General features: G+C 37.7%; 19 protein-coding genes. 2 read left to right on the top strand and 17 right to left on the bottom strand.

Going from position 1 to position 26,360, the window contains the following annotated elements; translation table 11 throughout:
- Nucleotides 1-86 precede the first annotated feature (86 nt).
- The 12 genes from ilvC to A3EM_RS0127835 all read right to left on the bottom strand — a co-directional run bounded on the left by ilvC (nt 87) and on the right by A3EM_RS0127835 (nt 14,557).
- A complete protein-coding gene (ilvC, locus tag A3EM_RS0127895; RefSeq protein ID WP_020531548.1) occupies nt 87-1,136 on the bottom strand; it encodes a ketol-acid reductoisomerase in 1,050 nt (349 codons plus the stop codon).
- A 210-nt stretch (nt 1,137-1,346) separates the two neighbouring features.
- Complete coding sequence (ilvN, locus tag A3EM_RS0127890) at nt 1,347-1,898, bottom strand: acetolactate synthase small subunit (RefSeq protein ID WP_020531547.1); 552 nt, start codon at nt 1,896-1,898, stop codon at nt 1,347-1,349.
- Between the two features lie 53 nt (nt 1,899-1,951).
- The gene (ilvB, locus tag A3EM_RS0127885) at nt 1,952-3,742 is read right to left on the bottom strand and encodes a biosynthetic-type acetolactate synthase large subunit (RefSeq protein ID WP_020531546.1); all 1,791 of its coding nucleotides are present in this window, start codon (nt 3,740-3,742) and stop codon (nt 1,952-1,954) included.
- 77 nt (nt 3,743-3,819) lie between these two features.
- Nucleotides 3,820-5,502 (bottom strand): dihydroxy-acid dehydratase, encoded by a 1,683-nt coding sequence (gene ilvD / locus A3EM_RS0127880; RefSeq protein WP_020531545.1) that lies wholly within the window; start codon nt 5,500-5,502, stop codon nt 3,820-3,822.
- 85 nt (nt 5,503-5,587) lie between these two features.
- Nucleotides 5,588-6,478 (bottom strand): branched-chain amino acid transaminase, encoded by an 891-nt coding sequence (locus A3EM_RS0127875; protein WP_020531544.1) that lies wholly within the window; start codon nt 6,476-6,478, stop codon nt 5,588-5,590.
- A gap of 606 nt (nt 6,479-7,084) precedes the next feature.
- Nucleotides 7,085-7,729: a flotillin-like FloA family protein gene (locus tag A3EM_RS0127870; RefSeq protein ID WP_020531543.1), complete on the bottom strand. Its 645-nt coding sequence runs from the start codon at nt 7,727-7,729 to the stop codon at nt 7,085-7,087.
- A gap of 32 nt (nt 7,730-7,761) precedes the next feature.
- The gene (locus A3EM_RS0127865; RefSeq protein ID WP_020531542.1) at nt 7,762-8,727 is read right to left on the bottom strand and encodes a glycosyltransferase family 2 protein; all 966 of its coding nucleotides are present in this window, start codon (nt 8,725-8,727) and stop codon (nt 7,762-7,764) included.
- Between the two features lie 330 nt (nt 8,728-9,057).
- On the bottom strand, nt 9,058-9,582 hold the full coding sequence (locus tag A3EM_RS0127855; protein WP_020531540.1) for a DUF4199 domain-containing protein: 525 nt from the start codon (nt 9,580-9,582) through the stop codon (nt 9,058-9,060).
- Between the two features lie 103 nt (nt 9,583-9,685).
- Nucleotides 9,686-10,531, bottom strand: coding sequence for a sulfate/molybdate ABC transporter ATP-binding protein (locus A3EM_RS0127850; protein WP_020531539.1), 846 nt, complete (start codon nt 10,529-10,531; stop codon nt 9,686-9,688).
- A 25-nt stretch (nt 10,532-10,556) separates the two neighbouring features.
- Entirely contained in the window at nt 10,557-11,537 is a 981-nt protein-coding gene (locus A3EM_RS0127845; RefSeq protein WP_020531538.1) for an NAD(P)H-quinone oxidoreductase, read from the bottom strand.
- Entirely contained in the window at nt 11,518-12,999 is a 1,482-nt protein-coding gene (locus tag A3EM_RS0127840; protein WP_020531537.1) for a M20 family peptidase, read from the bottom strand. Before A3EM_RS0127840 ends, A3EM_RS0127845 begins: the two co-directional genes overlap by 20 nt.
- Before the next feature lie 178 nt (nt 13,000-13,177).
- A complete protein-coding gene (locus A3EM_RS0127835; RefSeq protein ID WP_020531536.1) occupies nt 13,178-14,557 on the bottom strand; it encodes an AGE family epimerase/isomerase in 1,380 nt (459 codons plus the stop codon).
- Between the two features lie 209 nt (nt 14,558-14,766).
- Between A3EM_RS0127835 and A3EM_RS46345 the strand changes: the two genes are divergently transcribed.
- A complete protein-coding gene (locus A3EM_RS46345; RefSeq protein ID WP_020531535.1) occupies nt 14,767-15,471 on the top strand; it encodes a porin family protein in 705 nt (234 codons plus the stop codon).
- Between the two features lie 11 nt (nt 15,472-15,482).
- On the opposite strand, the gene A3EM_RS0127825 is transcribed toward A3EM_RS46345, so the two are convergent.
- Nucleotides 15,483-17,918, bottom strand: coding sequence for an ABC transporter permease (locus A3EM_RS0127825; protein WP_020531534.1), 2,436 nt, complete (start codon nt 17,916-17,918; stop codon nt 15,483-15,485).
- A gap of 830 nt (nt 17,919-18,748) precedes the next feature.
- Here A3EM_RS0127825 and A3EM_RS0127810 point away from each other — a divergent pair.
- The gene (locus A3EM_RS0127810; protein ID WP_020531531.1) at nt 18,749-19,615 is read left to right on the top strand and encodes a sigma-70 family RNA polymerase sigma factor; all 867 of its coding nucleotides are present in this window, start codon (nt 18,749-18,751) and stop codon (nt 19,613-19,615) included.
- A 77-nt stretch (nt 19,616-19,692) separates the two neighbouring features.
- Here the strand turns inward: A3EM_RS0127810 and A3EM_RS0127805 are convergent, their stop codons facing one another.
- From A3EM_RS0127805 to A3EM_RS0127790, 4 genes are all read right to left on the bottom strand, one after another.
- Nucleotides 19,693-21,867 carry a PP2C family protein-serine/threonine phosphatase gene (locus A3EM_RS0127805; protein WP_020531530.1) on the bottom strand — a complete coding sequence of 725 codons (2,175 nt, stop codon included), beginning with the start codon at nt 21,865-21,867 and terminating at the stop codon, nt 19,693-19,695.
- Nucleotides 21,868-22,071: 204 nt separating this feature from the next.
- Nucleotides 22,072-24,972, bottom strand: coding sequence for an aminomethyl-transferring glycine dehydrogenase (gene gcvP, locus A3EM_RS0127800; protein WP_020531529.1), 2,901 nt, complete (start codon nt 24,970-24,972; stop codon nt 22,072-22,074).
- A 289-nt stretch (nt 24,973-25,261) separates the two neighbouring features.
- Nucleotides 25,262-25,741: an ASCH domain-containing protein gene (locus tag A3EM_RS0127795; protein WP_020531528.1), complete on the bottom strand. Its 480-nt coding sequence runs from the start codon at nt 25,739-25,741 to the stop codon at nt 25,262-25,264.
- Nucleotides 25,734-26,321 carry a hypothetical protein gene (locus A3EM_RS0127790; protein ID WP_020531527.1) on the bottom strand — a complete coding sequence of 196 codons (588 nt, stop codon included), beginning with the start codon at nt 26,319-26,321 and terminating at the stop codon, nt 25,734-25,736. The genes A3EM_RS0127795 and A3EM_RS0127790 overlap by 8 nt, the downstream gene beginning before the upstream one ends.
- Between the last annotated feature and the right edge of the window lie 39 nt (nt 26,322-26,360).

Below are 26,360 nucleotides of genomic sequence, written 5' to 3'. Positions count from 1 at the left end.
AGCTATGGGTTATAGGATAAAAAAACTCCCTGACAAATAAACTGTCAGGGAGTTTTTTATATTAAAATTGTAAATCAAGCTTACAATTAATTGTCATTTTCAGGCCTTAGTTTCCTTACTTCTGCACCGGCCTGCCACATTTCAGAATCGTGTAATTCTTTCAATTCTTCTTCTAATTTTACTCTGTAATCAGGCTTGCTGTTGGCATCAATTGATTTTTGGGCTTCTTCACCAGTCGCAACACTTTTGTAAAGGTCTTCGAATACTGGCTTAACAGCATCTCTAAATGGCTTCCACCAGTCAAGAGCACCTCTTTGAGCAGTAGTAGAACAGTTAGCATACATCCAGTCCATTCCATTTTCTGCTACTAATGGCATCAAACTTTGAGTCAATTCCTCAACAGTTTCGTTGAAAGCCTCAGATGGAGAGTGACCATTTTGTCTTAATACTTCAAACTGAGCAGCGAAAATACCCTGGATAGCACCCATTAAAGTACCTCTTTCACCAGTTAAATCACTGAATACCTCTTTTTTGAAAGTAGTTGGGAATAAATATCCTGAACCAACAGCAATACCTAAAGCAACTGCTCTGTCTTTTGCTTTTCCAGTAGCATCCTGGAATACAGCATAACTAGAGTTCAATCCTCTTCCTTCCAAGAACATTCTCCTTAAACTTGTTCCTGAACCTTTTGGCGCAACAAGGATTACATCAACATCTTCTGGAGGAATAATTCCTGTTCTTTCTTTATAAGTAATACCAAAACCGTGAGAAAAGTAAAGTGCTTTTCCGGCAGTTAAGTGTTTTTTTACAGTTGGCCAAACTTCAATTTGGGCAGCATCAGAAAGTAGGTAACAAATAATAGTACCTTTTTCCAAAGCCTCTTCAATCTCGAATAAAGTTTCACCAGGTACCCATCCGTCAGCTACAGCTTTGTCCCATGTTTTTGAACCTTTCCTTTGCCCGACAATCACATTAACACCATTTTCTTTTTGGTTTAAGGCTTGTCCAGGACCCTGTACACCATAACCAATAACTGCTACTGTTTCGTCTTTAAGCACTTCCTGGGCTTTTTCCAATGGAAACTCTTCTCTGGTTACCACTTCTTCCTCAACACCTCCAAAATTAATCTTTGCCATAAAATTATAATTAGTTTGTTTTTGAATTAATGTTTAATAATAAAAATAAGCACTCTTTGGGGTGATTTCTGTCTTCAATTTTGGGACTTCACAGACGCCTTTTTTTAACCAAAACAAAAATTTATACCCACCAATTCGCTAAAATTTTCGCAAATTTAGTGTTTACAATTATTAATTAATAATCTGATTGATAATTCTTGTGATTTTTGCTTAATCTTCAACAGAATAGGCTAAATCTTCCAAATCTTTCAAGTAAGCCATTACTTTTTTCATAGGTTTAGCAATAGCCACCCTTCCCGATCTCACAAATCCAAGCACACCATAAGGCTGAAGCGCTTCAAATAATTCCTGAGTTTCCCTTTCATGGCCGGTTTTTTCGATCACTACAAAATCCTTCTCTACCGTAAGAATTCTGGCATAGTGCTCTCTGATGATGTGTTCAATCTTCTCTCCGCCAAATAAGGCTTCAGTTGGGATTTTATAGAGGGCTATTTCCTGGAAAATTACCTGGTCATCTTCGTAGTAGAAGGCTTTTAAAACACCAATCTGTTTTTCAATCTGCTTCACTACTTTCACTACCTGATCCTCAGTGGTTTTAATCACAATGGTGAATCTGTAGATGTTTTTCAATTCAGATTCTGAGGTGGTTAAACTCAAAATATTCATTTTCCTTCTGGTGAAAATGATAGTAAGGCGGTTTACCAGCCCTATTTTGTTTTCCGTAAATATGGAAAGTGTATATCTGTTTTGTTTTTCTTCCATCGATAAAAAAAATTTAATCCAATGCTAATGTTGCATTAAAAGGCTAAAGGTTATTAATCCAATCTTACTTCATTCACTGCCGAACCAGAAGGAATCATGGGGAATACGTTGGTTTCTTTTTCCACAATTACCTCCAATAAAAATGATTCTTTGGAATCTAGCATTTTTTTCAAACCGTCTTCAAGGTCTTCCCTTTTCTCTACTCTGTGTCCTTCAATTGAATAACTTTTAGCCAATTTCACAAAGTCAGGACTTTCAATATCTACGAATGAGTATCTTTTGTCAAAAAACAATTGTTGCCATTGCCTTACCATTCCAAGGAAAGTATTATTCAGAATCAATATTTTCACGGGAATTTTATCCTGCATAATGGTGCCTAGTTCCTGAAGTGTCATCTGAAAACCTCCATCTCCGATAATGGCTACAACTTCCCGATCTGGCTTGGCAACTTTAGCGCCTATAGCAGCTGGAAGGGCAAATCCCATTGTTCCCAATCCTCCGGAAGTCACATTACTATCAGAAGTCATGTACTTGTAATACCTGGAAACCACCATTTGGTGTTGGCCTACATCCGATACCGTGATGGCCTTACCTTCTGTAATTTCAGAAAGTTGATTAATCACTTCAGCCATTTTTATTTTTTCCGATTTGCCACTCAAATCGTTTACAATGACTTTGTTTTTCTCTTCCTCATCACAGGCTCTGAATTCTGCCAACCACTCAGGATATTCCTTTTTATTAATTAAAGGAAGAAGCCCGTTTAAGGCCTCTTTTGCATCTCCAATCAGTGCTACATCCGTCTTAATGATCTTGTCAATTTCGGCAGGATCAATTTCCACATGAATTACTTTAGCCTGTTTGGCATATCGGCTTACATCTCCGGTTACCCGGTCGTCAAAACGCATACCGATGGCAATTAAAAGATCACACTCATTGGTTTTGATATTTGGTCCATAATTGCCATGCATACCCAAATAACCCACATACAATGGATGATCAGCCGGTAAGGCAGAAAGTCCTAAAAGGGTACTTGCAGTGGGAATTCCCGATTTATTGATAAATTCCAATAATTCCTGCTGTGCCTCAGAAATCAAAATCCCATGACCAATTAATAAATAAGGTTTTTTGGCCTCATTGATCATTTTAGCCGCTTCCTCTATGGGTTTCTGCTCAATTTTCCTAAGCGGATGATAGCTGCTTACTTTTTTGCATTTTCTGTACTCAAAATCAAATTTTTCGATCTGGGCATTTTTGGTAATATCAATGAGTACTGGTCCTGGTCTGCCACTTTTAGCAATATAAAAAGCCTTGGCAATGGCTTCCGGGATCTCCTCAGCAGAAGTTACCTGAAAATTCCATTTAGTTACCGGCATAGAAATACCCACAACATCGGTTTCCTGAAAGGCATCAGTTCCGAGTAAATGCTTGGCTACCTGCCCGGTGATACACACCATTGGCGTAGAATCAATCATGGCATCGGCAATACCAGTGATCAGGTTGGTAGCTCCCGGCCCTGAAGTGGCAAAACAAACCCCAACTTTATTACTTACCCTGGAATAACCCTGAGCGGAGTGAGCGGCTCCCTGCTCATGTCTAACTAGAACGTGATTGACTTTATCGGTATAGTGATATAATTCGTCATAAATTGGCATAATTGCCCCACCCGGGTAACCAAAAATGGTATCAACACCTTCCGCCATTAGCGCAAGGATTACGGCTTCACCACCAGTGATATCTTTTTTCTGAACTAAAATTTCACCAGAAGCGGTTGAAAAATTTTTCTCCTCATTCATTAGATTGGTCATTTCTGACTGATCGTATGTTGTGTTTTCTTTTATTTCCATGATCGAAAAAATATATTTCCTTCCGGTCGAAACCAGAAGGATTTTATTTGCTTAATGAAGTCCTGAGACTTGCTTACTTAAAATTCATCAGTTACGCAGCCATTTGATGCGGAAGAAACTGATTTGGCATATTTATAAAGTACTCCTTTTGTGTATTTCAATGGTGGTTCTACCCATTTAGCTTTTCTTGCGGCAATTTCCTCATCAGAGATGTCAGCATTAATGGTATTTTTCTCCGCATCAATGGTAATGATATCTCCGTCCTCCAGTACGGCAATTGTTCCTCCGGTTTGCGCTTCAGGGGTAATATGACCAATTACGAAACCGTGAGAACCGCCTGAAAATCTTCCGTCAGTGATCAGTGCAACAGATTTTCCCAATCCTGCGCCCATAATCGCAGAGGTGATTTTCAGCATTTCCGGCATTCCAGGTCCGCCTTTTGGGCCTGAATACCTGATCACAACCACATCTCCATCCACTACTTTTCCCGCTTCAATTCCTTTAATGGTTTCAAATTCATCATCAAACACTTTTGCAGGACCGGTGAATTGTAAACCTTCTTTTCCTGTGATTTTTGCCACCGAGCCTTCTTCTGCAATATTGCCATAAAGAATTCTTAAATGACCAGTTGGTTTGATTGGCTTATCCAATGGCATGACCACATCCTGTCCTTCTTTTAATCCAGGAAGACTGTCAAGATTTTCCTTCAGGGTTTTTCCGGTAACAGTCATACAATCTCCAATCAATAATCCTTCTTCCAACAGCATTTTCATGATAGCCGGAGTTCCTCCAACCTCATGGATATCTTCCATTAAATATTTACCACTTGGTTTTAAATCTCCAAGTAAAGGCGTTTTATCACTTATTCTTTGGAAATCATCAATTGATAATGGAATATCAAATGCCTTGGCAATAGCCATTAAGTGCAATACTGCATTAGTTGATCCGCCTAACACAGTAATCAAAGTCAATGCGTTTTCAAATGATTCTCTGGTCACAATATCTTTCGGTTTAAGATCCTGTTTCAACAGGCTCATGAAAGCTGCACCGGCAGATAAACATTCTTTGTTTTTCTCAGGGCTAACTGCAGGGTTAGAAGAAGAGTAGGGTAAACTCATGCCCAGCGCTTCAATCGCAGAAGCCATGGTATTGGCAGTGTACATTCCACCACATGCTCCGGCTCCAGGACAAGAATTTTTGATAATTCCCAGGTAATCTTCATCAGAGATAGTTCCCTTCATTTTTTCCCCAAGGGCTTCAAAGGCAGAAACTATATTTAATTTTTTGTCTTTGTAACATCCTGAAGCAATGGTTCCTCCATAAATCATAATAGATGGACGGTTCAGTCTTCCCATAGCCATTACCGCCCCAGGCATGTTTTTATCACAACCTACTACTGCAGCAACACCATCGTAGTATTGAGCTTGTGTAACTGTTTCAATAGAATCGGCAATTACATCTCTTGATGGCAGAGAAAAATTCATACCTTTTGTTCCATTGGAAATACCATCACTTACCCCAATTGTGTGAAAAATTAAACCAATAAGGTCAGCATCATAGACACCTTTCTTGACGACTTCAGAAAGTCCGTTCAGGTGCATATTACAAGTATTTCCTTCATATCCTGTGCTGACGATTCCTATTTGTGGCTTTTTTAGGTCTTCCTCAGTTAACCCGATTCCGTAAAGCATTGCCTGAGAAGCAGGCTGTGAAGGATCCTGGGTTATTCTTTTGCTGTACTTGTTCAAATTCTCGCTCATTGCTTCGGTAAAAAAGTTTAGTTTAAAATTTCAATAAAGCACAATTGAGTGTGCAAATAAATTGATATAAATAATGCTTCTTATCTTAAATAATGGAGTAGGAATTATACTCACCATGGGTGACTTTCTGCTTATATTTTTTAAATAGTTCAAAGCCAATTGTATCTTCCCATTTCTTTTTAAAAGCTTTCCCATTCAGTGATTTTATTCCGGCAAGTTCAGTGGCAGTACCGGTGAAAAACGCACCATCGGCTTCATTCAAATCTTCTTTGGTAGAAAGGGTTTCCACTACCTTAATGTCCAGTTCCTTGGCTATTTCCAAAACTGTTTGCCGGGTGATTCCGGGCAAAATATGTCCTTTTGGAGGAGTAAAAAGTTGTCCGTCTTTTTCAAAAAAGAAATTATCACCAGGGCCCTGGGCTACAAATCCTCCTGAATCTAATAACAAGGCCTCATCAAAACCTTTCCTTTTAGCTTCCTGAGTAGCCAGAATAGAATTGATATAATGCCCACTGATTTTCGCATCTACATAAGATGCTTTAGGGTTGGGGCGCTGGAATGAAGAAAGCATTACATCCAGCTGGTCGTTCATCTGGTATCTGCTCCATTTCCATGCAGAAATAAAAATATTAACTTCATCGGTTTTGGTCAATCGCATATTTGGACCAAGATAAACCAGCGGCCTGATATAGGCGTTGCCCAAATTATTTTCCTCTAATAACTGATAAGTGATATTCACCAACTCCTCAGCTGTGTATTTCACTTTAATGTGAATCCTTTTTGCCGAATCAATTACACGCTGGTAATGTTCCAATGCCTTGAAAGCATAGATGCCTGACTCAGTTTGATAAGATCGAATTCCGTCAAAAACTCCACTTCCGTAATGCAGTGTTTGCGAAAACAAATCTGCTTTTGCATCCATTGCTTTTACGAACTTCCCGTTATGGAACACTATCGTTTTTTTGTCATAGTACATAGGGTAAATAGTTTGGAGTTAAGCACCTGTGTCAATAAATCGCTCTATCAAACACTGATGGCAAAAAACATCTAATTCTTTATTGTTTGCTGGTTAATCTTCATGCAAACCGATTTTAATTTATTGTAATTACAAATATATCTCTTTCCAAAACCAATTGCGATTCGCCATAAAAAAAGAAGCCTTTCCCTGTGAAGAGAAAGGCTCGTAAAATATATTTTAATTAATACATACAAAGAAACCTTTCTCCTAATTGCGAATTAGGACGACCACAGTAACCACGACTAGTAGAGAAGTCAATGATATAGTTAGGTTTCTTTTGAGCATTTTATTTATTCGAAATACAATTGTTTTATAAAATTCAGACAAATATAAATTGGCTAATAATTAAATCCCAAGTAAAGCCCTGATTTTTTATGAATTCTTTTTGAAAAAATCTCAGATTTTGAATATTCACTAATTTTGAGCTGAATAATTGAGAATTTTGCAAGGGGAATTTAGAAGTCAGAGGTTGGACGCTGGAAGTTAGAAATTTCCGCTTTGCTAGTTTCGGATTGTAAATCCTACGATATTAACTCGGAATTTTAAATTCCGAATAGCAGAGTCTTAAGCTTTTTTTAGATTGATTTTTTGCTCTACCAGATTTAAGCAAAGCGTATTTTCCCAATATTCCTCATTTAAAACATTCGATTCAATGAACTTTTGTGTCTTATTCAATTCCTCAGAATCCCAGTTTAATCCAAATTGTTTCAGTATTTGTTTGATCTCATTTTCAACCTGTTCAATCTGAGTAATCTTATAACCAACCCCCAGCCTGAAAAAAAAGACGGCTGTCAGATGAATTTGGAAATGCCGAATTGGAAAGTCATCTATAACTATTTTATGCTCATTAATGCCTTTTTCTATAATCTCCTCCAAATTCTTATTGGCTAAATCTTGTGCGGCAAGCATTTGAAAATTAATCACTTTATGGTTGCGATATTTTGTCAAAGCTTTCAAAATAAGTTCAGGATTCCCTCCTGCTAAAAAATGAGTTTCTAGTTTGATTATAGGGATGTTCAATCCTTCAGATTGACTAATTGCTATTGCTTTAAAAATGGTCTTTCGTGCGGTTCTTCTAGAATAAAAAGCAAAAGCATCCTTAAAAGTGATTTTTGCTCCATTACGAGATGCTTTCAATTTTATGATAAAGAGGGGTAAACCAAAAACTATGATCAGGATTAAAATAAAAATTAATATTAGCGGGATCATTTTTGATTTTATATAAACGAAAAAATATAACCCTAAATCTCCTCACTCACATGGTACTCATTTCTGCCACTGGAACTTCTGGATATCATTTCTGCCAGGAATCCCGCCAGGAATAATTGTACCCCAATGATCAGCATGGTTAAGGCCAGAAAGAACAGCGGTTGTTCTGTGACATCTCTTTGCATCACTTTATGAAGGAAATTCGAAATGTAAATTTTCTCTGCAATGATATATCCGGAGAATAAAAAGCCCAATAAAAACGATACGGTTCCTAGAGCTCCAAAAAAATGCATGGGTCTTTTCCTGAATCTGGAATAAAAAGTGATTGATAGTAAATCCAAAAAACCATTGACAAACCTTTCCAAACCAAATTTGGTTTCTCCATATTTCCTTGCTCTATGCTCAACTACTTTTTCTCCAATTTTTTGGAATCCGGTCCATTTGGCAATTACGGGAATATATCTGTGCATTTCTCCATAAACCTCAATCGTGTGAACTACCTGCGATTTATAGGCTTTTAGTCCACAATTGAAATCATTTAGGGGAATACCAGACAATTTTCGGGTAACAAAATTGAAGAATTTAGAAGGAATATTTTTGGCTAAAACGGAATCATACCGCTTTTTCTTCCAGCCTGAAACCAGGTCGTAACCCTCTTCAGCAATCATGTTATAAAGATCGGGAATTTCATCCGGGCTGTCCTGCAAATCGGCATCCATGGTAATTACTACCTCGCCTTTGGAAGCTGAAAAACCAGTATGTAAACCAGCCGATTTACCATAATTCCTTAAAAAGCGGATCCCTCTGATGTTTGGATTCTCTTTTTTTAGGTTTTCAATACACTTCCATGAATTGTCTGTACTGCCATCATCAATAAATAAAAGCTCATAAGTAAAGTTGTGGGCTTCCATTACCTTATGAATCCAGGCACTTAGCTCTGGTAAAGACTCTTCCTCATTGAATAGTGGTACTACCACCGATATTTGTAATTTGCTCATTTTAAGCACACCCCATTTTTAACTTTGAATGTCAGTTGTTTCCGGATTAAATTTTATAATTTTTAGTAAATCCCAATTAAATTAAAAATAACCTCCCTGCGGGGTTTGCAATTTTGTAACCCTTAGTATTGATGCAAGGATTTTTATGGTTCATTGGGGATGATTTTTCTATTTCAAAAAACAACTCTGTTTTATTTGATGCAAATATGTTAAAAAAAGGATTAATGATAGAATAATGTGGAAGTACTTTATGATAAAGGGAAATAAGAAAGGAAAATTAGCAAAGGTTTTTAGCAATTGGAATTAAAAACCTTTGCTGAAAATTGAACATTATATAGCATCCGGGTCATCTTTTTTCATAATGAGGCTAACTATAAGACTAATGATTAATCCAAAAATCATAGTCATAATGAAACCCATAACAGGTAACATAGTTGAATTAAGCATAAATTTATTGGTAAAACCCATAGCCTGAGCGACCTGCTCATCTGTCATGTTCGGATTTTGTGTCACCATTTGTTCATGAGTAATCTCCCTTACCATTTGAATCATGGAATCATCGATAAAATTAAGATAAACGTAGCTGAACAAATTACTTAATACCGCAGCTACAAAAAGCATAAACATTCCCATACCAAACCCTTTTCCAAAGCTCATAAAGCCATTATTTTCAGATTTGTACTCTCTGAAGGTTAAAATGGTCGCTATAATATGGAAAAGGAAGGAGAGGTTCCCGGCCAGCTGGTTGCCAACCAGGCCGGCAAATTGCATAAAAAAGGAATAGATGATAAGTGTTACCCCTAGTATTAGCCCGTATTTAATGGCTATTGATCTTGATGATACAGTTTCTTCCATTTGTGAATTCGTTTTTTAGTTAAATTTTGTTTGATCTTATTGATTAGTAGTCCTGGTGTTTAATTTATTTCAGTTGATTTTAAAAAAAATATTTTTTCTTTGGTCAGACTCCATAAAAAGTGATTTTTACTTCTTTCCCAACTTTCAATTCTTCCTTTTTTATCCCTAATTCATTTAAATGAATTTGAAGCAGTTGCCCGTTGAATAATACTTTTGCAATCCTTTTTTCCTGGTGTATAGAGATGATCTTTCCTGTATTTTTTTCTGGTGGGGTAGATGGAAGTACTGAGGTTGGTTTCCCTGTCTTCACAATTTGATTGTCTTCCATAATCATCATCCTGTTGGCCAGTTTTATCACTTCTGCCTGATCGTGACTTACAAAAACCAAAGTTGCCGGATATTTTGAAAAAAGTTTTACAATGTCTTCCTGAAGTCTGAGCCGCATGTCATTGTCAAGGGCGGAAAGTGGCTCATCCAGTAAGATCAATTTTGGTTTTCGTACCATGGCTCTGGCCAGGGCCACTCTTTGCTGTTGTCCTCCGGAAAGTTTTCCAGGTTTCTGGTTTTCCAAACCTTTTAAGTCAACAATTTCCAATAATTCATCAATTATGGTAGGAGCCTCAAATTTAGATAAGGCAAAATTAAGGTTTTCCCGAACTGTCATGTTGGGGAAAAGTGCATAATCCTGAAATAAAAAGCCAATGCTTCTTTTTTGAGGAGGAAGGTTGATTTTATTGGCCTTATCAAACCAGGTTTCCTCTCCAACTATGATTTTGCCATTATCCGGGGTAATTAAACCTGCCAGCATTTTTAATAAAGTCGTTTTGCCTTCCCCGGATTTACCCATCAGGGCAATTTTCTCATGCTCAGCAACTTCAATATTTATTTTTAAAACCGCCTCACCTACTGAAGTATGTAAAGCTTTTTCCAAATCAATTTTTAAACTCATTTATGTGAAGTTCATTCCTTGAATATCAGGTAATTCTCAATACTATCTTTCCCGTGTTTTTATTAGCTTCCATATAATGATGGGCTTCAGCTGCATCCTCCCAGCTAAAGGTCGTATCAATAATAGGTTTTAATTTTCCTGATTCAAATAATGGCCAGGCAAAATTTTTCAAATCTTCTGAGAGCCTGATTTTATAATCTAATGTCCTTGCCCTCAAAGTAGATCCCATAATTTTCAGTCTTTTTCTCAATATTGGGCCAAGATTTATGGAATTGGTCTTTGGACTTCCCATGAGAGCCAACATAACCATTCTGCCATCAAAGGAAAGGGCATTCAGATTTTGTTGGAAATAGGGGGCGGCAATAAAATCTACAATTACGTTTACCCCTCTACCCTGTGTAAACCTATGTACTTCTTCCTCAAATGCTTTTGATTTATAATCAATGGTATGATTAGCGCCCAATTGCTGGCAAATTGCATGTTTCCCGGCTGAAGCGGTTATAAAAATTTCTGCTCCCTTCTCTCTGGCGATTTGGATACCTGCTGTACCGACTCCACTTGCTCCGGCATGAATCAATATTTTTTCTCCCTGTTTTAATTTGGCCAGCCAGTCAATTGCCTGAAAGGCCGTGAGAAAAACTTCAGGAATGGCAGCTGCCTCCGCAATTGTTAATCCTTTTGGAATGGGCAAGGCTAAATTTTCATGGATAATCGCATATTCGGCATAGCCTCCTCCGGGCAATAACCCACAAACAAAATCTCCTTTTTTCCACTTTTTGCAATCCGGACCCAATGATTCTACTTCACCGGCCAATTCCAAACCCATAATTTCCGAGGCGCCTTTGGGTGGTGGGTATTTCCCCTGTCTTTGCAGCGTATCGGCCCGGTTTACAGCTGTAGCATGTACTTTTACTAAAATTTCTCCCTGACCGGGCATTGGTTTTTCCCAATCTCCTATCGCCATATTTTCAGGAGGACCAAAACTTTTAAGGGTTATTGCTTTCATCTTCATCAATATTTTTAATTAATTGATAATAAAACCTGATGCATTGTTTGTATGCTTCAATGCTTATCCGCTCATTGATTCCGTGAATCCTTTGTAAATCGCCTTCTCCAAATTTTACGGGCAGAAAGCGGTAAATGTCTTTGGTGACTTTATAAAAATGTTTGGAATCAGTTCCTCCAATTACCAAAAATGGCACAACTACGGTTTCAGGAAAATGCTGGCGAATGGTTTTGGAAATGGTTTTAAATCCTTTGGATTGGGTACTTGAAACAGGGGATGGTTCTGCTACAAAACTTCCGGGAATAATTTTTACTCTTTTATCGGCAATTACAGCTTTGGCATGTTCCAGCACTTCCTCGGCTGTTTCTCCTGGCAAAATACGAAAATTTACGGTTGCTCTGGCTTCTGTAGGGAGAATATTATCCTGCAAACCACTTTGAAAAATTGTAGGTGCCACTGTAGTTCTCAGTACGGCATTGCCACCGGGATCATCTGCATAAAAGTCCTGAATAAATCCCTCAAAAAGCCAGAGATTGGCAAAAACAGTTTTTTCCAGAAAGGGCATTTCCGGTCCCATGGCGGTTACTAATTCCCGAAGCGGTTGGGATACTTTTAGAGGCATCTGGTTATTTTCCAATTTCACAATGGCATTGGAAAGAATACCAATGGCAGTTTCATTAGTGGGTTTAGCCGCATGTCCGCCTTCTATATTTTCTACCCGAAGTTCCAACGTTAAATACCCTTTTTCGGCAATGCCTACCATAGCTACCGGCAAATCAATATTGGGAATTAAACCCTGGGACATGGCTCCCCCTTCATCCATGATGAATTCTGCCATAATCCCCCTTTTTTCCAATGCTTCCGCTATTTTTTTTCCACCATTCTCTCCGCCAATTTCCTCATCATGTCCGAAAGCCAGGTAGATATCTCTTTCCGGCTGGTAGTTTTCTTGCAAAAGTTGCTCTATGGCTTCCATCAGACTTACCAACACTACTTTCATATCGAGTGAGCCTCTTCCCCAAATATATTGATGATTCACTTCTCCGGTAAATGGCGCCACCTTCCATTTTTCCAATGTTGTGGACTCTACCGGAACCACATCCTGATGGGCAATAAATATGACCGGATTGAGGTCAGGATTTTTCCCTTTCCATTTGTAAAGCAAACTGTATTCATTGATCAGTTCCCTTTGTAAATAAAGATCGATTAATGGGTAGGTGCTTTTTAGAAAGTTTCTCAGAGCAGAGAAAGCTTCCGGATGAAATTGTCCATCTTCATCCTGTGAAATTGTTTTAAAAGCTAAGGTACTGGCAAAGTTTTGAACGGCTGAATTATTGACCTCAAATGGCGGCAAAGATTCCACCTTAATTTGTTTGGATTTGAAGGTAAAGGTATTGAACAATACAATTACAATGTGGAATAACAAAATGCCAAGTAATAATTGTATTAATTTTTTTACCATAGGTGATGAGAAAGGGTTTTGAAATGCCTGTGAATTTAAAATCGCGTTACAAACGCAATCTTCTAACATCCTCCCTGAAAACAAAGAGACGTTTTTTCCTTCAAGGTCAAAGTTACGGTTACCATCACATTTTAATAAGAAATGAACCTTTTATTATGCTGTAATTTGAAATTAATTTTTAATCTCCTTCCTTCAGCATTTTAATACATCCCATCATGGCTCTGGCATTGTGATAGGTTCCTTTCCAAATGGAGGCTTTGGGTCGTTTTTGGTATTCCGGATGTTGGTCAATTCCACTGGCATACCACCCTCCATAGTCATGGTCGATCAGGTAGTTTTTGATGTAATTCCACTGTTTTTCAAATAATTGGAAATATTTGTCTTCTTCTTCCGGGTAGAGTTTGGCCATTAAAAGGAAAGCATTCATGGCTTCTGCCTGTGCCCACCAGTTTTTCCCCTTACTCAGGATGGTAATGGTATCACTCCCTTCAAAATAATATCCTTCATCATACAATCCTCCCAGCTCATTATCCCATAAATTCTGAATGGAATGTTCCACCATAAGTTTAGCCTTTTTCATTGTTTTCTCATCGTGTTTCAAACCAAGGGCGTGACTGGCTTCAATAATTAAAAAAGCTGTTTCTACATCATGACCGGCTGTAACGTGATCAAATACATATTTCCTTTCTTCTGATACCTTATATTCCGTAAAGGGAATATAAGCCCAGTCTGGTTGAAAAAGCATAAGCATGTAACCTTTGTTGGTTACGATTTTATCCCTCACGACTTCCAGCATTTCAGCTAATCTTTTTTTTAGGTGTTCATCAGGCCAGACCATGTAAAGCTCTGTAAAAGCCTCCAGAATATGAATGGAGGAATTGTAATCTTTTTTGCGATAGGCTACTTTATCAAACATTTCGCTTTCCCCTTTTTCAATGGGAGAGCCGTCCCGGTTGAGCTGCTCAAAATACCCTCCGTATTCATCATCATGGCAGTTTTTGTCCATCCATAAGAAAGTCTTTTTGGCCAATTCCAACGCGCTTTCATCTTTGGTCAGATCGTAATAGGCGGCCAGCCCATAGATGGCAAAAGAATTTCCATAGGCTCTTTTTTCATCTTTATAATTATCAGGAAGTGTTTTTCCGTTGCGATCTACCATCATGTAAAATCCTCCAAATTTTTCATCCCACATTTTTTCTTTAAGAAATTTCACTCCATGGGCGGCATAGGTGGTATAGGTTTCCTTTTTATCGGGGTACATCCTTGCCACTTTTGCTGTAGTCCAGATATGTCTCGATTGGGTAACCAGCATTTTATTTTGTGAATTTCCCTTTTTCCAGTCGGAGGTAAAATTCGAAAAATATCCCCCTTTTTGCTTATCAATACACAATGGGTACCATTTCTCGAGAAGTTCTGATTGAAAGGAGGCTTCAATTTCTTTGGCAATTTTTAAGGAATTTTCACTTTGTGCATAACCAAAAAGTGAAATAAGACTAAAAAAAAGTACTGAAATTAAAAAAATAAGGGGATTGCCATGAATAAAGTTATTTTTGTGCATCTTAATTTTATTTCAAAAAGTAGGTGAAAAATGAGGTGTTTTGATTTGGGATTTTATTTACCTGCAAAATAATTAATATAAAAGGTCAGTCAAATTATTATAGATTAAATGTGTTTTCAGCAGAGTTAGATGAGATAATTTTGAATTGAATTTGTTTTAACCGATCAGAAAATACTTCACTTTTTTACAGAATTAGAATTATTAAATATATGAAAAAAAGCTGTTTACTATTATTGGTTCCAATGTTTTTATGCAGTGCATTGAGTTTGCAGGCACAAGTATGGATGGGGCTGAAAGGGGGGTATAATAGTTCGCAGGTAGTGCTTGACCCCAATCTAAATACAGCGACTACATTAACCGGGTATTTGGGTGGGGTAATACTAAAAGTTTCGGCAAATCCTAATGTAGGATTGCAAACGGAGCTTAATTATTCTCAAAAAGGCTGGACAGAATTGACTCGGAGTACTAATGGTGAAATCAATCCCAATCTTTCATTTACCATGCGCTACAATTACATTGATTTTCCCATCCTTACCAATATTTTTGTGGGGAAAAAACGGGTTAAATACTTTTTGAATTTTGGACCGCATTTGAGCTATCTGCTTTCAGCTTCTAATACTACGAATGATACAAGAGCCGACCAGTCAACAGTTTTGGAACCAACTTATCCCTATGATGAAGGTACTGCCAAGCCGGTAGAATTTGGAGTAACTGTGGGCTTGGGATTAACTATTGATATGTTGAAAGGGACTTTCCAGTTTGAAGGCCGGGGCACCATGGGGCTCAATAATATTATTGACAGAGAATCGGAGGGAGCACCACTAGGCTCTCAGAATCAGGTGATTAATTTTTCTGTAGCCTATTTATTCCCGCTGGGCAATCTGAAAAAAGAAAAAGCGGAAGTGCCAGAATAGAGCACTTCTTTTCATTCCACTTTCAATGATTTTACAGGATTGTTAATGGCAGCCTTTATAGACTGGTAACTCACGGTTAACCAGGCTACAATCAGGGCTGTGATTCCTGAAATGACAAATACGCCTATTCCCAGTTTAATTTTGTAGGGAAATTCTTGTAACCACCAGTCCATCAGGAAATAAGCCACAGGTGTGGCTATGGCCATTGCCCAGAGAATGAGTTTGGTAAATTCTTTGGAAAGCATAAATACCACAGAAAAGACGCTTGCTCCCAGAACTTTGCGTACCCCGATTTCCTTGGTTCTTTTGCTTGCGGTATAAGCGGCTAACCCGAACAAACCTACACAACCAATTAGGATAGCCAAGGCAGAAAAAATGGCAAAAACCTTTGAAGTAGTATTTTCCGGCTTGTATTGCCGCATCAAATCTTCTTCGAAAATAGAATAGGTAAATGGCTCTTCTGGAAGAAATTTTGTCCACAGGGTTTCTACATGATTGATAATTTTGCTCAAATCCGCATTTCCTGCTCTAACGACTAAAAAACCAGTTTGAGGATGATTGGGATTATCAGTACTTAAAATGGCAAGGGGACTGATGTTATCTTTCAGGGACTGGAAGTGAAAATCTTTTACAATACCAACTATGGTGTAGGTTGGGTTTACATCTACATTGACCTGCCTGACAGAGAGCCTTGACCCAACAGGGTTCTCAATTCCCAAAACCTGTACGGCTTTTTCATTGAGGAGAATGGTGGCAGAATCATTATAAGCTTTGGAAAAATCCCGGCCCTCCACAATCTGAAATCCTAGGGTTTCTTCAAAATCTTCATCAATTACCATGGTTTTGGTGGTAAAGGCTTCGGTTTTCCCTTCCGGAGTGAACAGGCTTCCAAAAAACTGATCGTTCCCCGGCATTAATGTAGTGGAGCCAATGTTTTCTACTTCGGCAATGTTTCTGACCTGGTCTTTGAAAGTCTCGAGTTTATCCTGAAGTGCGAAAGCTCTTTCTACTACAATCATATTATCTTTCTGGAATCCTAAGTCTTTATCAAAAAGATATTCCAGTTGATCATTGATTACTAAGGTGCCTGCAATTAAAATAATGGAAATAGAAAATTGGAATATCACTAATCCATTTCGTAACCAGGCGCCTTTTACGGAATTGATAATTTTCCCTTTCAGAATGGTTACAGGGCTAAAGGAAGAAATGACAAAAGCAGGATAACTTCCTGCGATTAAACCAATGAAAGAAGAAAAAACAATGGAGAAGAGGATATAATCCCAGTTATTGAGGTCGAGTACCAGTTCTTTTTGAACCAGGCTGTTGAATGCAGGGAGCACCATGCTAATGATCACAAAGGCAATGAGCAGGCTAATGAGGCTGACTAAAACGGATTCGGTGAGGAACTGAAAAATGAGTTGCTTTTTAAAAGAACCCAATGATTTCCTTACCCCTACCTCCTTGGCTCTTTCGGAGGATCGGGCAGTAGTCAGATTCATGAAATTGATACAGGCGATCATTAAAATAAAAAGGGCTATGGAAATGAGTATATAAACCATAGACATGGAACCATTTACCTTCATTTCTGCTTCAAGCTGGGATTTCAGGTGAATGTCCTGGATGTTTTGTAGAAAATACCGGTAACCATTACCAGCCTCCTGATAAGCCTGATAAGAAATTTCCGTATTTTGCTCAATTTGTGGGGCGGCATATTTTAGCACCATTTCCGGAAATTTTGCTTCCAGTTTTTCCGGAGAAGATTTATCTTTCAAAACCACATAGGTGTAGGCAGAAAAACCAATGAAATTTAAATTCTGAAGGAATTGATTGCCGGCTACACCGGCAAGGATATCAAAATCAAGGTGACTGTTTGGAGGAACATTCTCGCAAACCCCTGTTACAATAAATTCTGCATTTTGAGTCTTGATGACCTTGTTTATGGGATCTTTATCCCCAAAATACCTTTTAGCTGTTTCCTGGGTGAGTACTGCAGCATTTGGGTTTTTCAGTACTTCATTCTTATTTCCTTTAATGATGGGAATGGAGAAGATGTCGAAAAAATTGGAATCGGCCTGCACAAATTTTTTCTCCTCAAAAATATTGAGATTACCTTTTTCATCTTCATACCTGAAAACAGTGTTTCCGGGAAAATAAAACAATCGGGCAGCCGCCTCCACTTCCGGGTAATCAGATTCTATCACTTTTGAAAAAGAGTGGGGAATAACGGCATAGTGGGTGGAATGGCTAGGGTATTTTCTTTCGAGTGCAACCCGGTAAATGTTTTCAGAATTATTGTGAAACTTATCGTAGGATAATTCATCCTGCACATGGAGCAATATTAATATGCAGCAGGCCAGACCAACAGATAAGCCCAGAATATTGATGACTGCATAAATTTTATTTTTATTCAGACTTCTTAAGGCGACTTTTAGGTAATTTTTTAGCATAATTCTTACATAAGCAAATGAAACAGGGTAGTAGTAATATAAAAATTCGGGATGCAAAAAGGGTTGGAGGGTTTCAAATCCCAGGCTTCAACCCATTGAATTTTTTGGGGAATCCTTACTGCGTTTCTAAATAATTGACAATAAACAATTACAATATCAATACCATTGATTTAAGTGATTGTTTTTCAGTTATTTATGTTGGTTTGAATGTGGTGCAAGATGAGGTAGTAATGTCCGCCAGCGGGCAATTTTGTTCGCTGAAGGACGATTGAAAAATGCTCAAGAAAGTAATGGAATCATTAGAAGATTGGTCTGCATATAACATTATTTTTCAATTTAACTTAAAAAAAATCATTTTTTTCTAAAAAAGTTTACAATTAAACTTGACTTGCGTTCTATTTTCTTTGTACCTTTGTGAGCCTCCTGGTATTTATTGTAGAATTTGGGGAGAAAAGATAAATATATCCAGAAGGCAGGAAGTTGACAGATAAGAGAAGGAGAAATATGAAAATGAAATAACAATCACCCATATACTATTTAGCTTTAATAACTAGCAACAAGGAGCACTAATATTACATAATAACTACTACCTTTTTTCCGTCACATAAGATAAACTCTCTTAAGCCAATAAATAATTCGTGATTATTTATGGCGACTATCCCCGTTTGTTGAAATTTTGATCTATGATCAATTGGATGATTGAGACTCTCTCACAAAACAATGTATTTAGCATCATACCTGCACTCACAAAAATGAGTGGTGTGATTCCCTATAATTTTTTATTAACTAATTCAATCGGTAATTGTAACTTAAAAATTCATATTTAGATAATGCGGCAACTTAAAATTACACAGACTATTACCAATAGGGAAAGTCAATCTCTGGAAAGATACTTTAACGAAATTAGCAAAGTGGAGCTTTTGACTCCAGAAGAGGAAGTAGAGCTAGCAGTTAGGATCAAGAAAGGAGATGAAGTAGCCCTTGAAAAACTTACAAAAGCTAACCTAAGGTTTGTTGTTTCAGTAGCGAAGCAATACCAAAACAGAAACTTGTCATTAAATGACCTCATCAACGAAGGAAATCTGGGATTGGTAAAAGCGGCTCAAAAATTTGACGAAACCAGAGGTTTTAAGTTCATTTCTTATGCAGTATGGTGGATCAGACAATCCATTATGCAGGCATTGGCAGAACAATCCAGAATTGTAAGGTTACCCTTAAACAGAACAGGAGCATTAAGCAAAATCAACAGGACATTTGCAGAGCTTGAACAAAAATATGAAAGGGAACCAACAGCAGAAGAACTTGCTGATATTCTAGAAATGGAGCCAAATGATATTACCAATACTTTAAGTTTAAGCTCAAAACAACTTTCAATGGATGCGCCTTTTCAGGATGGAGAAAGTAATTCATTGCTTGATGTTTTGGAAAACAAAAACATTGATACCACTGATAAGGATCTGGCTTATACCAATTCTTTACAAATTGAAACTGAAAGAGCTCTTTCTACGCTTACCAGCAGAGAGCAGCAGGTTTTAAGAATGTCTTTTGGAATTGGTGGTGATCATCCTAAGTCTTTGGAACAAATTGGCGAAGAACTTGGTTTAACTAGAGAGCGTGTAAGACAAATTAAGGAGAAAGCAATCAAGAAATTAAGAGGAAGAGAAAGAAGCGGATTACTCTCGGAATACCTAGGCTAGAAAATTACTACTTTTGAATTTAAAAGCCCTTCTGCAATAACAGAAGGGCTTTTTTGGTTTAGTACAGAAGTGAATTTTTACTCTGCATCTATATTTGTAATTGCTTCAGAAATCGGCTTATTCCCTGTAGCGAGTTCATTTATTCTTAAGCCAAGAATTAACACATCATCAATTTGCTTATAGTCTCCCTTCCAGTGATTGAAATAATGATCGAGGTGGTTTTTTTGTTCTTCCACTGAATCTTTATGGATTTCAAGGAGCAATTCTTTGAATTTTTTGGCCATGAGCCGCTGTCCTTGTGCTCCCCCAATCTGATCCTGAAATCCGTCTGAGAATATATAAATCATATCATCTTGCTCAAGGTCCATTTCTTTATGGGTAAATGGATCTTCTACCTTATGTACACCAATAGGCATTTTATCTGCCCTTAATCTCAACAATTCCTTATTTCTGACTAGATAAAGCGGATTATAAGCTCCTGCAAATTTCAGTTTTTTGTTTTTAAGATCAATTTCACAAATGGCTATGTCCATCCCGTCTTTATTGGAACCAAGTTCCGAAGTCTGGTTCAAAGACTTTTTAATTTTATCCCTGAGTTCGTTTAAAATTATATCAGGCCTCTTGTACTGACTTGCAGATACAATTTCATTGAGATAGGCAATTCCCAAAATACTCATAAATGCTCCGGGTACTCCGTGTCCGGTACAATCTGCAGCCACAAACAAAATAGAATCTCCAACCTGCTTGATCCAGTAAAAATCCCCGCTAACAATATCCCTTGGTTTAAAAAATACAAAAAACTCAGGGACAGAATCATCCTTATTGAATTGTGTATCTGTTAAAATGGCATTTTGTATTTTACTGGCGTATTGAATACTTTCTGTAATTTGTTTGTTTTTTTTGCCTAAAGAAAGGTTGGTTTCTTTTAATGTTTTGGTTCGCTCTTCTACCTTCAGCTCCAGGTTTTTATTGGTATTTCCCAGTTCTTCTGTAAGTATTTCATTCTCCTCAAAGGCATTTGTAAATCGTGAAGAAAGGACAAAAGCCTGAGAGAAAATGAGTATAAATAAACCAAAAGACACAAGGTTTGCGGTATCTATAACATTGTTTGTATAAAGGATATCATTAAAAATTGTAAAGAATAGAATCCCCCAACCCAGTAAAAAAGTGACTGATCCTTCTCTTTTATTTCTAATGGCTTTTACAATGCAGAAGATAAAATATATGCAGGAAATAATAATCAAAATCTGGTAAGGAACTAAAACCAGTCTGAAAATCTTTGGGCTGGTTAAGGCAGTTGTAAGTGCTACAGCTCCACCTATATAAGTTAAAATCAGGACAATTTTTTTATTGACTTCATTTTTAAAAACGGCAAGGGCAAACCATGCAAATGCCGGAAGGGACAAATAGAAAAATGTATATTCTATTTTTATACCTACCAGCCAGTTTAAGGAAGAAAAGTAAGTAAGAAAAGGTTCGGTAATAACCCCAATTCGTATAGAAATACAAAGGCAAAATAAGCTGAAAAATAAAGGTGTATGGTATTTTTTCCTTAAAATGAAAATTCCCAAATGATAAAAAGCCATGATAAAAATACTCCCAAGGATCATAATGACCCACGTGTTTTCCATCTCAATGCTGTTTTCCAGCGTTTCCATTTCCCCCAGCAATACTTCTGTGCGCAACCCACCCGAAAGATGATGAAAATTGGCAACCTGAAGGACAATATCCAACTCATTCTCCTCTGAAATTATTTTAGCCAGATGTTTTTTAAATAAAGGAGTTGTAGATGCTTTGTCCTTTCCTATTTTTCCCGCACTTCCGTAATGAATCCCATTTACATATAATTGGAATGCGGTACTTGGCATGTCAATATAGAGCCCAATGTATCGGTTATTTGGATGTAGTTTTACTTTTGCTCTGTAAGTTGCATATCCATCACCCGAAAGTTTTTCTCCATTTATTTCTTTTTTATCCCATTCTCCGGGTACTTTTATGTATCCCGAATTGGAGGCAACTTCATCTTTATTTTCAGGACCAATCAGCTTTTTCCAATGAAATTCCCATTCACCATTTAATTTTACATTTCCCTTCTCCAATAAATCCCACTCTTGGAGATTAATGACTCCCTTTTTTAGTTTTGGAACCTCCTTCTGTGATTGGTTGGTACAGGAGAATAAAAATAGGAAAATGATGAAACTGTAGAAATATATTCTGATTTGCTCATCAATTGTTTTGGTAAAAAAAATCATCCTTTTGTAAATACTTGGTTCTTAAGGAAAAAGCCTTTTGAGAAGATGTTGGTATAACGGGGTTTTTACCAAATACTTACATCAGGTGGGGGATAAATTAAGGATAAAATAGAAGGAAAATCCGGTGGAAATTTGCAAAGAAAAAGGCCATAGGAAAATAATTTTTTCCTATGGCCGCACAATGCTTATTAAAATTTGAAACTATTAAGCAGGCTCTTCTATAAAATCTTCTACCGGCAAACAGCTGCAAATTAGATTTCTGTCCCCAAAGGCATTGTCAATTCTTCTTACACTCGGCCAAAACTTATTTTGGGAAAGATAGGGCAGTGGGAAAGCCGCTTTTTCCCTGGAATAAGGTTTTTCCCAATTATCTGACATTACCATATTAGCCGTATGTGGTGCATTTTTCAATACATTCTCCAATTTATCGGCTGTACCATTTTCCACTTCATTTACCTCCTCTCTAATGGCAATCATAGCATCACAGAATCGGTCCAGTTCTGATTTGGTTTCGCTTTCTGTGGGTTCAATCATCAGGGTTCCAGCTACCGGGAAAGATACTGTAGGTGCATGGAAACCATAATCCATTAACCGCTTGGCAATATCTTCTACTTCAATTCCAAAAGCTTTAAAAGCCCGGCAATCAATGATCATCTCGTGAGCTACTCTACCATTTTTTCCAGTAAATAAAACCGGATAATGACTTTCCAATCTGGATTTCATATAGTTGGCATTAAGAATGGCATGCTTAGTGGCATTTTCCAATCCCTGTGTGCCCATCATGGCAATGTAGGCGTAGGAAATAGGTAAAATACTTGCACTTCCCCAAGGAGCTGCAGAGACCGCATGAATAGCTTGTTCCCCGCCTGTTTTAACTTCTACGTGTCCTGGAAGGAAAGGAACCAAATCTTCTACCACACCGATAGGGCCCATTCCCGGACCACCACCTCCATGTGGAATACAGAATGTTTTATGCAGGTTTAAATGGCATACATCTGCTCCAATATTAGCAGGGTTTGTCAATCCTACCTGTGCATTCATATTGGCACCATCCATATAAACTCTTCCTCCATGGTTATGGATAATGTTACAGATTTCAATAATTTCCTCTTCGAATACTCCGTGGGTAGAAGGATAAGTGACCATTAAAGCAGAAAGATCATCTTTGTGGGCTTCGGCTTTTGCCATCAGGTCATCCAGATCGATATTGCCATTCTCATCACACTTGGTGATTACCACTTTCATTCCAGCCATTACCGCACTTGCCGGATTAGTTCCATGGGCAGAAGAAGGAATAATCACCACATCTCTGTGCGCTTCTCCTTTTGCTTCATGATAAGCTTTTATTACTAATAAACCTGCATATTCTCCCTGAGCACCTGAATTGGGTTGGAAGGAAATTCCGGCAAATCCTGTGATTTCTTCCAGCCATTTGCCCAGATCACCAATGATTTCCTGATAGCCTTCTGCCTGATTTAAGGGGACAAAAGGATGGATTTTTCCAATTTCCGGCCAGGTTACCGGAATCATTTCAGTGGTGGCATTTAGTTTCATAGTGCATGATCCCAAAGAAATCATGGAATGAACCAGAGATAAATCCTTATTTTCCAGTTGCTTCAGGTATCGCAACATTTCATGCTCCGAATGATGTGTATTGAATACCGGATGAGTGAGGTATTCGGTTTTTCGCTGTAAATTTTCTTCAATTCCGGAAGTAATTTGAGTGGCCAATTCCTGAAGGTTGAAATCCACTTTCTTAGCTAATGTATCCGCAAAAAGCTGAACAAGTTCTGCTACATCATCAATTCTGGTTACCTCATTTAAAGATATGCCCACAGTGCCATTTGGTAAATACCTGAGATTAATTCCCCTTTCTTCTGCCAATGATTGAAGTGAAGCCACTTTGTCTCCATCATTTAAATCTATTTGTAGCGTGTCAAAATATTGCTCATTGATGACTTTAACATCTAGTTTGCCTAAGGAAATTGCCAGCAATCGGGTTAAGCCATATACCATTTCTCCAATTGATTTCAACCCATTGGCTCCATGATATACCGCATAGGCAGAAGCCATTACTGCCAAAAGTACCTGTGCAGTACAAATATTAGAGGTGGCTTTTTCCCTTTTAATGTGTTGCTCTCTGGTTTGTAATGCCATTCTATAGGCTGTATTTCCATCAACATCTTTAGAAACACCAATGATTCTTCCAGGTAACAATCTTTTAAACTCTTCTCTTGCCGCCATAAATCCGGCATGAGGACCTCCATATCCCAATGGAACGCCAAAACGCTGAGCAGAACCCACTACTACATCGGCACCCATTTCCCCGGGAGCTTTTAATAAAGTAAGACTCAATAAGTCAGCAGCTACGCCTACCAATACATTCGATTCATGAGCTGCGGCAATAAAATTGGTATAGTCTACTACATTTCCCTCTGAAAGCGGATATTGCACCAATACACCAAACAATTCAGGATTAGTTAAATCTACTTCCTGGTGATTTCCAGTCACCAATGTGATTCCGATATGTCTGGCTCTTGTTTTGAGCACATCGATGGTTTGTGGATGGCAACTTTCAGAAACAAAGAATTTATTAGCTCCTTTTTTCTTTCTGCTGCTAAAGGCCTGAAAAATACTCATGGCTTCAGCTGCAGCGGTTCCTTCATCCAGAAGAGAGGCATTGGCAATATCCATGTGAGTGAGATCTGTTATCAGAGTTTGGAAATTTAAAAGCATTTCCAGCCTTCCCTGAGCTATTTCTGCCTGATAGGGGGTATAAGCAGTATACCACCCGGGGTTTTCCAGGATATTTCTTAAAATTACCGGAGGGGTAATACAATCGTGGTAACCCAGCCCGATATAACTTTTAAAGATTTTATTTTTTGAAGCAATTTTTCTAAACTCATTTAAAAACTGATGCTCTGTTTTTGCCTTAGGCAAATCCAGTTGTTTTTTCAACCTGATTTTAGAAGGTATAGTTTGTTCAATTAATTCATCCAGACTTTCCGCCTTCACTGCATTCAGCATTTCCTGAATTTCATCTGCCTCCAGACTGTTATGCCGGTTTTCAAACTGATCAAAATAATTCAAATTGAGTGCTTTCATTTGTGTCTTTTTTGTGCTAATTGCTTGTGTTTTAACAGGTAATATTGAAACAAGTCTTCTTTTATAAAACAACTTGTTTACCTAGGTTGTTTTTGGTTTTTAGGAGGATAGAATTTTCCCGTTTTCAAGCCGCAAATATAAGCTCAAAAAAATTGTTTAAGTGAACCCCTTTTAGTTTTTATAGAAGTATTTAATTCTTTCAAAACAAAAGGTCGGTATTTTCCCAAAACAGATCCGGTTTCTGTTTAACATTTAGAAGGAAAAGTGGGATGAGGAATATCTCAGGAAATTAATTTGTTGCCGGGAAAATGCATTTAAACTGTTCAAAGATAATGATCATATCATCCGAAGGAGACTCACTAAACGGAGCCATTTCTCTGGAATAATAAGCCCAATGCACTTTCTTCCAATAGGCCAATGATTTGTCTCCCTCTCCTTCGATTGCTGCATGTTCGGCTGTGATTTTATGATAAGGAATTTGCTGAACGGAAATTGTTTCAATAATGGCCTTTGCGTTTTTATTCCAATCGGTAATAATGGCTAAATCTCCCGGGACAGGTAATTGAGCTTTGTTCTTTTGAAACCACCACAAGGAAGTAGAAGTTGCTCTTTTAATGCCTTTTACCACAAGGTAGGCACATTCGTCCGCATCCTTTTGATTATCGCAAAAGTACCAGTATTCAGGTAAATGCTTATTTTGTAAATTGGGGAAATCTTTTAAAAATTCTTCCCAGATTTTAACCACCGAAGATGGAGCCTGATCACTCATTTTTACTGTTTTTGGGAAATAACCTAAATCCAACACTTATAGAAAAACCATTGGAATAAATAGGTTCATTTAAGACTTTTTCAGCAGTAGCACCGGTGCCCATTGCTCCTAATTCAATAAAAATAGATTTGGAAAGTCTATCTTCATTTAAAAATAAAAACTCAAAACCAAAAAGTCCATAGGCTCCCGGAATTACCGATTCATCCGAAAATTGGGAATTAGGTAAAATTAGAATACCTCCAAGTTCTCCGTAATACCTGAAAAAATTATGGATTGGATTTGTGGCAAGGACCAGCCCCAGTTTTGCATTACTATAGTTTGTCCAAACCGTTTGAGCATTATCATTTACATGCTCCAGATATTGAAAATTGTAGCTCGCTTTGATGGCTTTTTTACTTTTGTTGCCAAAATATTTTGAAGTATAAATTAAACCAACTCCAAAATCCCGCTGGAATTGATTGATACTGATGCCCAGGGAAGGTTTTTCAAAGGTTTGCTTCAGTTGAGATAAATCCTGACCAAAGGTTGTTAAAATTCCAAAAACAAATAAAAACAGGCATAAAAGTAGATTTGTCTTCATAAAGTGTGGTTGCTGATTTTTATTAGAAGTCAAATAAAA

Origin of the sequence: Flexithrix dorotheae DSM 6795 (assembly GCF_000379765.1) — a bacterium.
Classification (GTDB): Bacteria; Bacteroidota; Bacteroidia; order Cytophagales; family Flammeovirgaceae; genus Flexithrix; species Flexithrix dorotheae.
The sequence above is the reverse complement of the archived record's forward strand: the minus strand, read 5'-3'. Positions and strand labels throughout refer to the sequence as shown.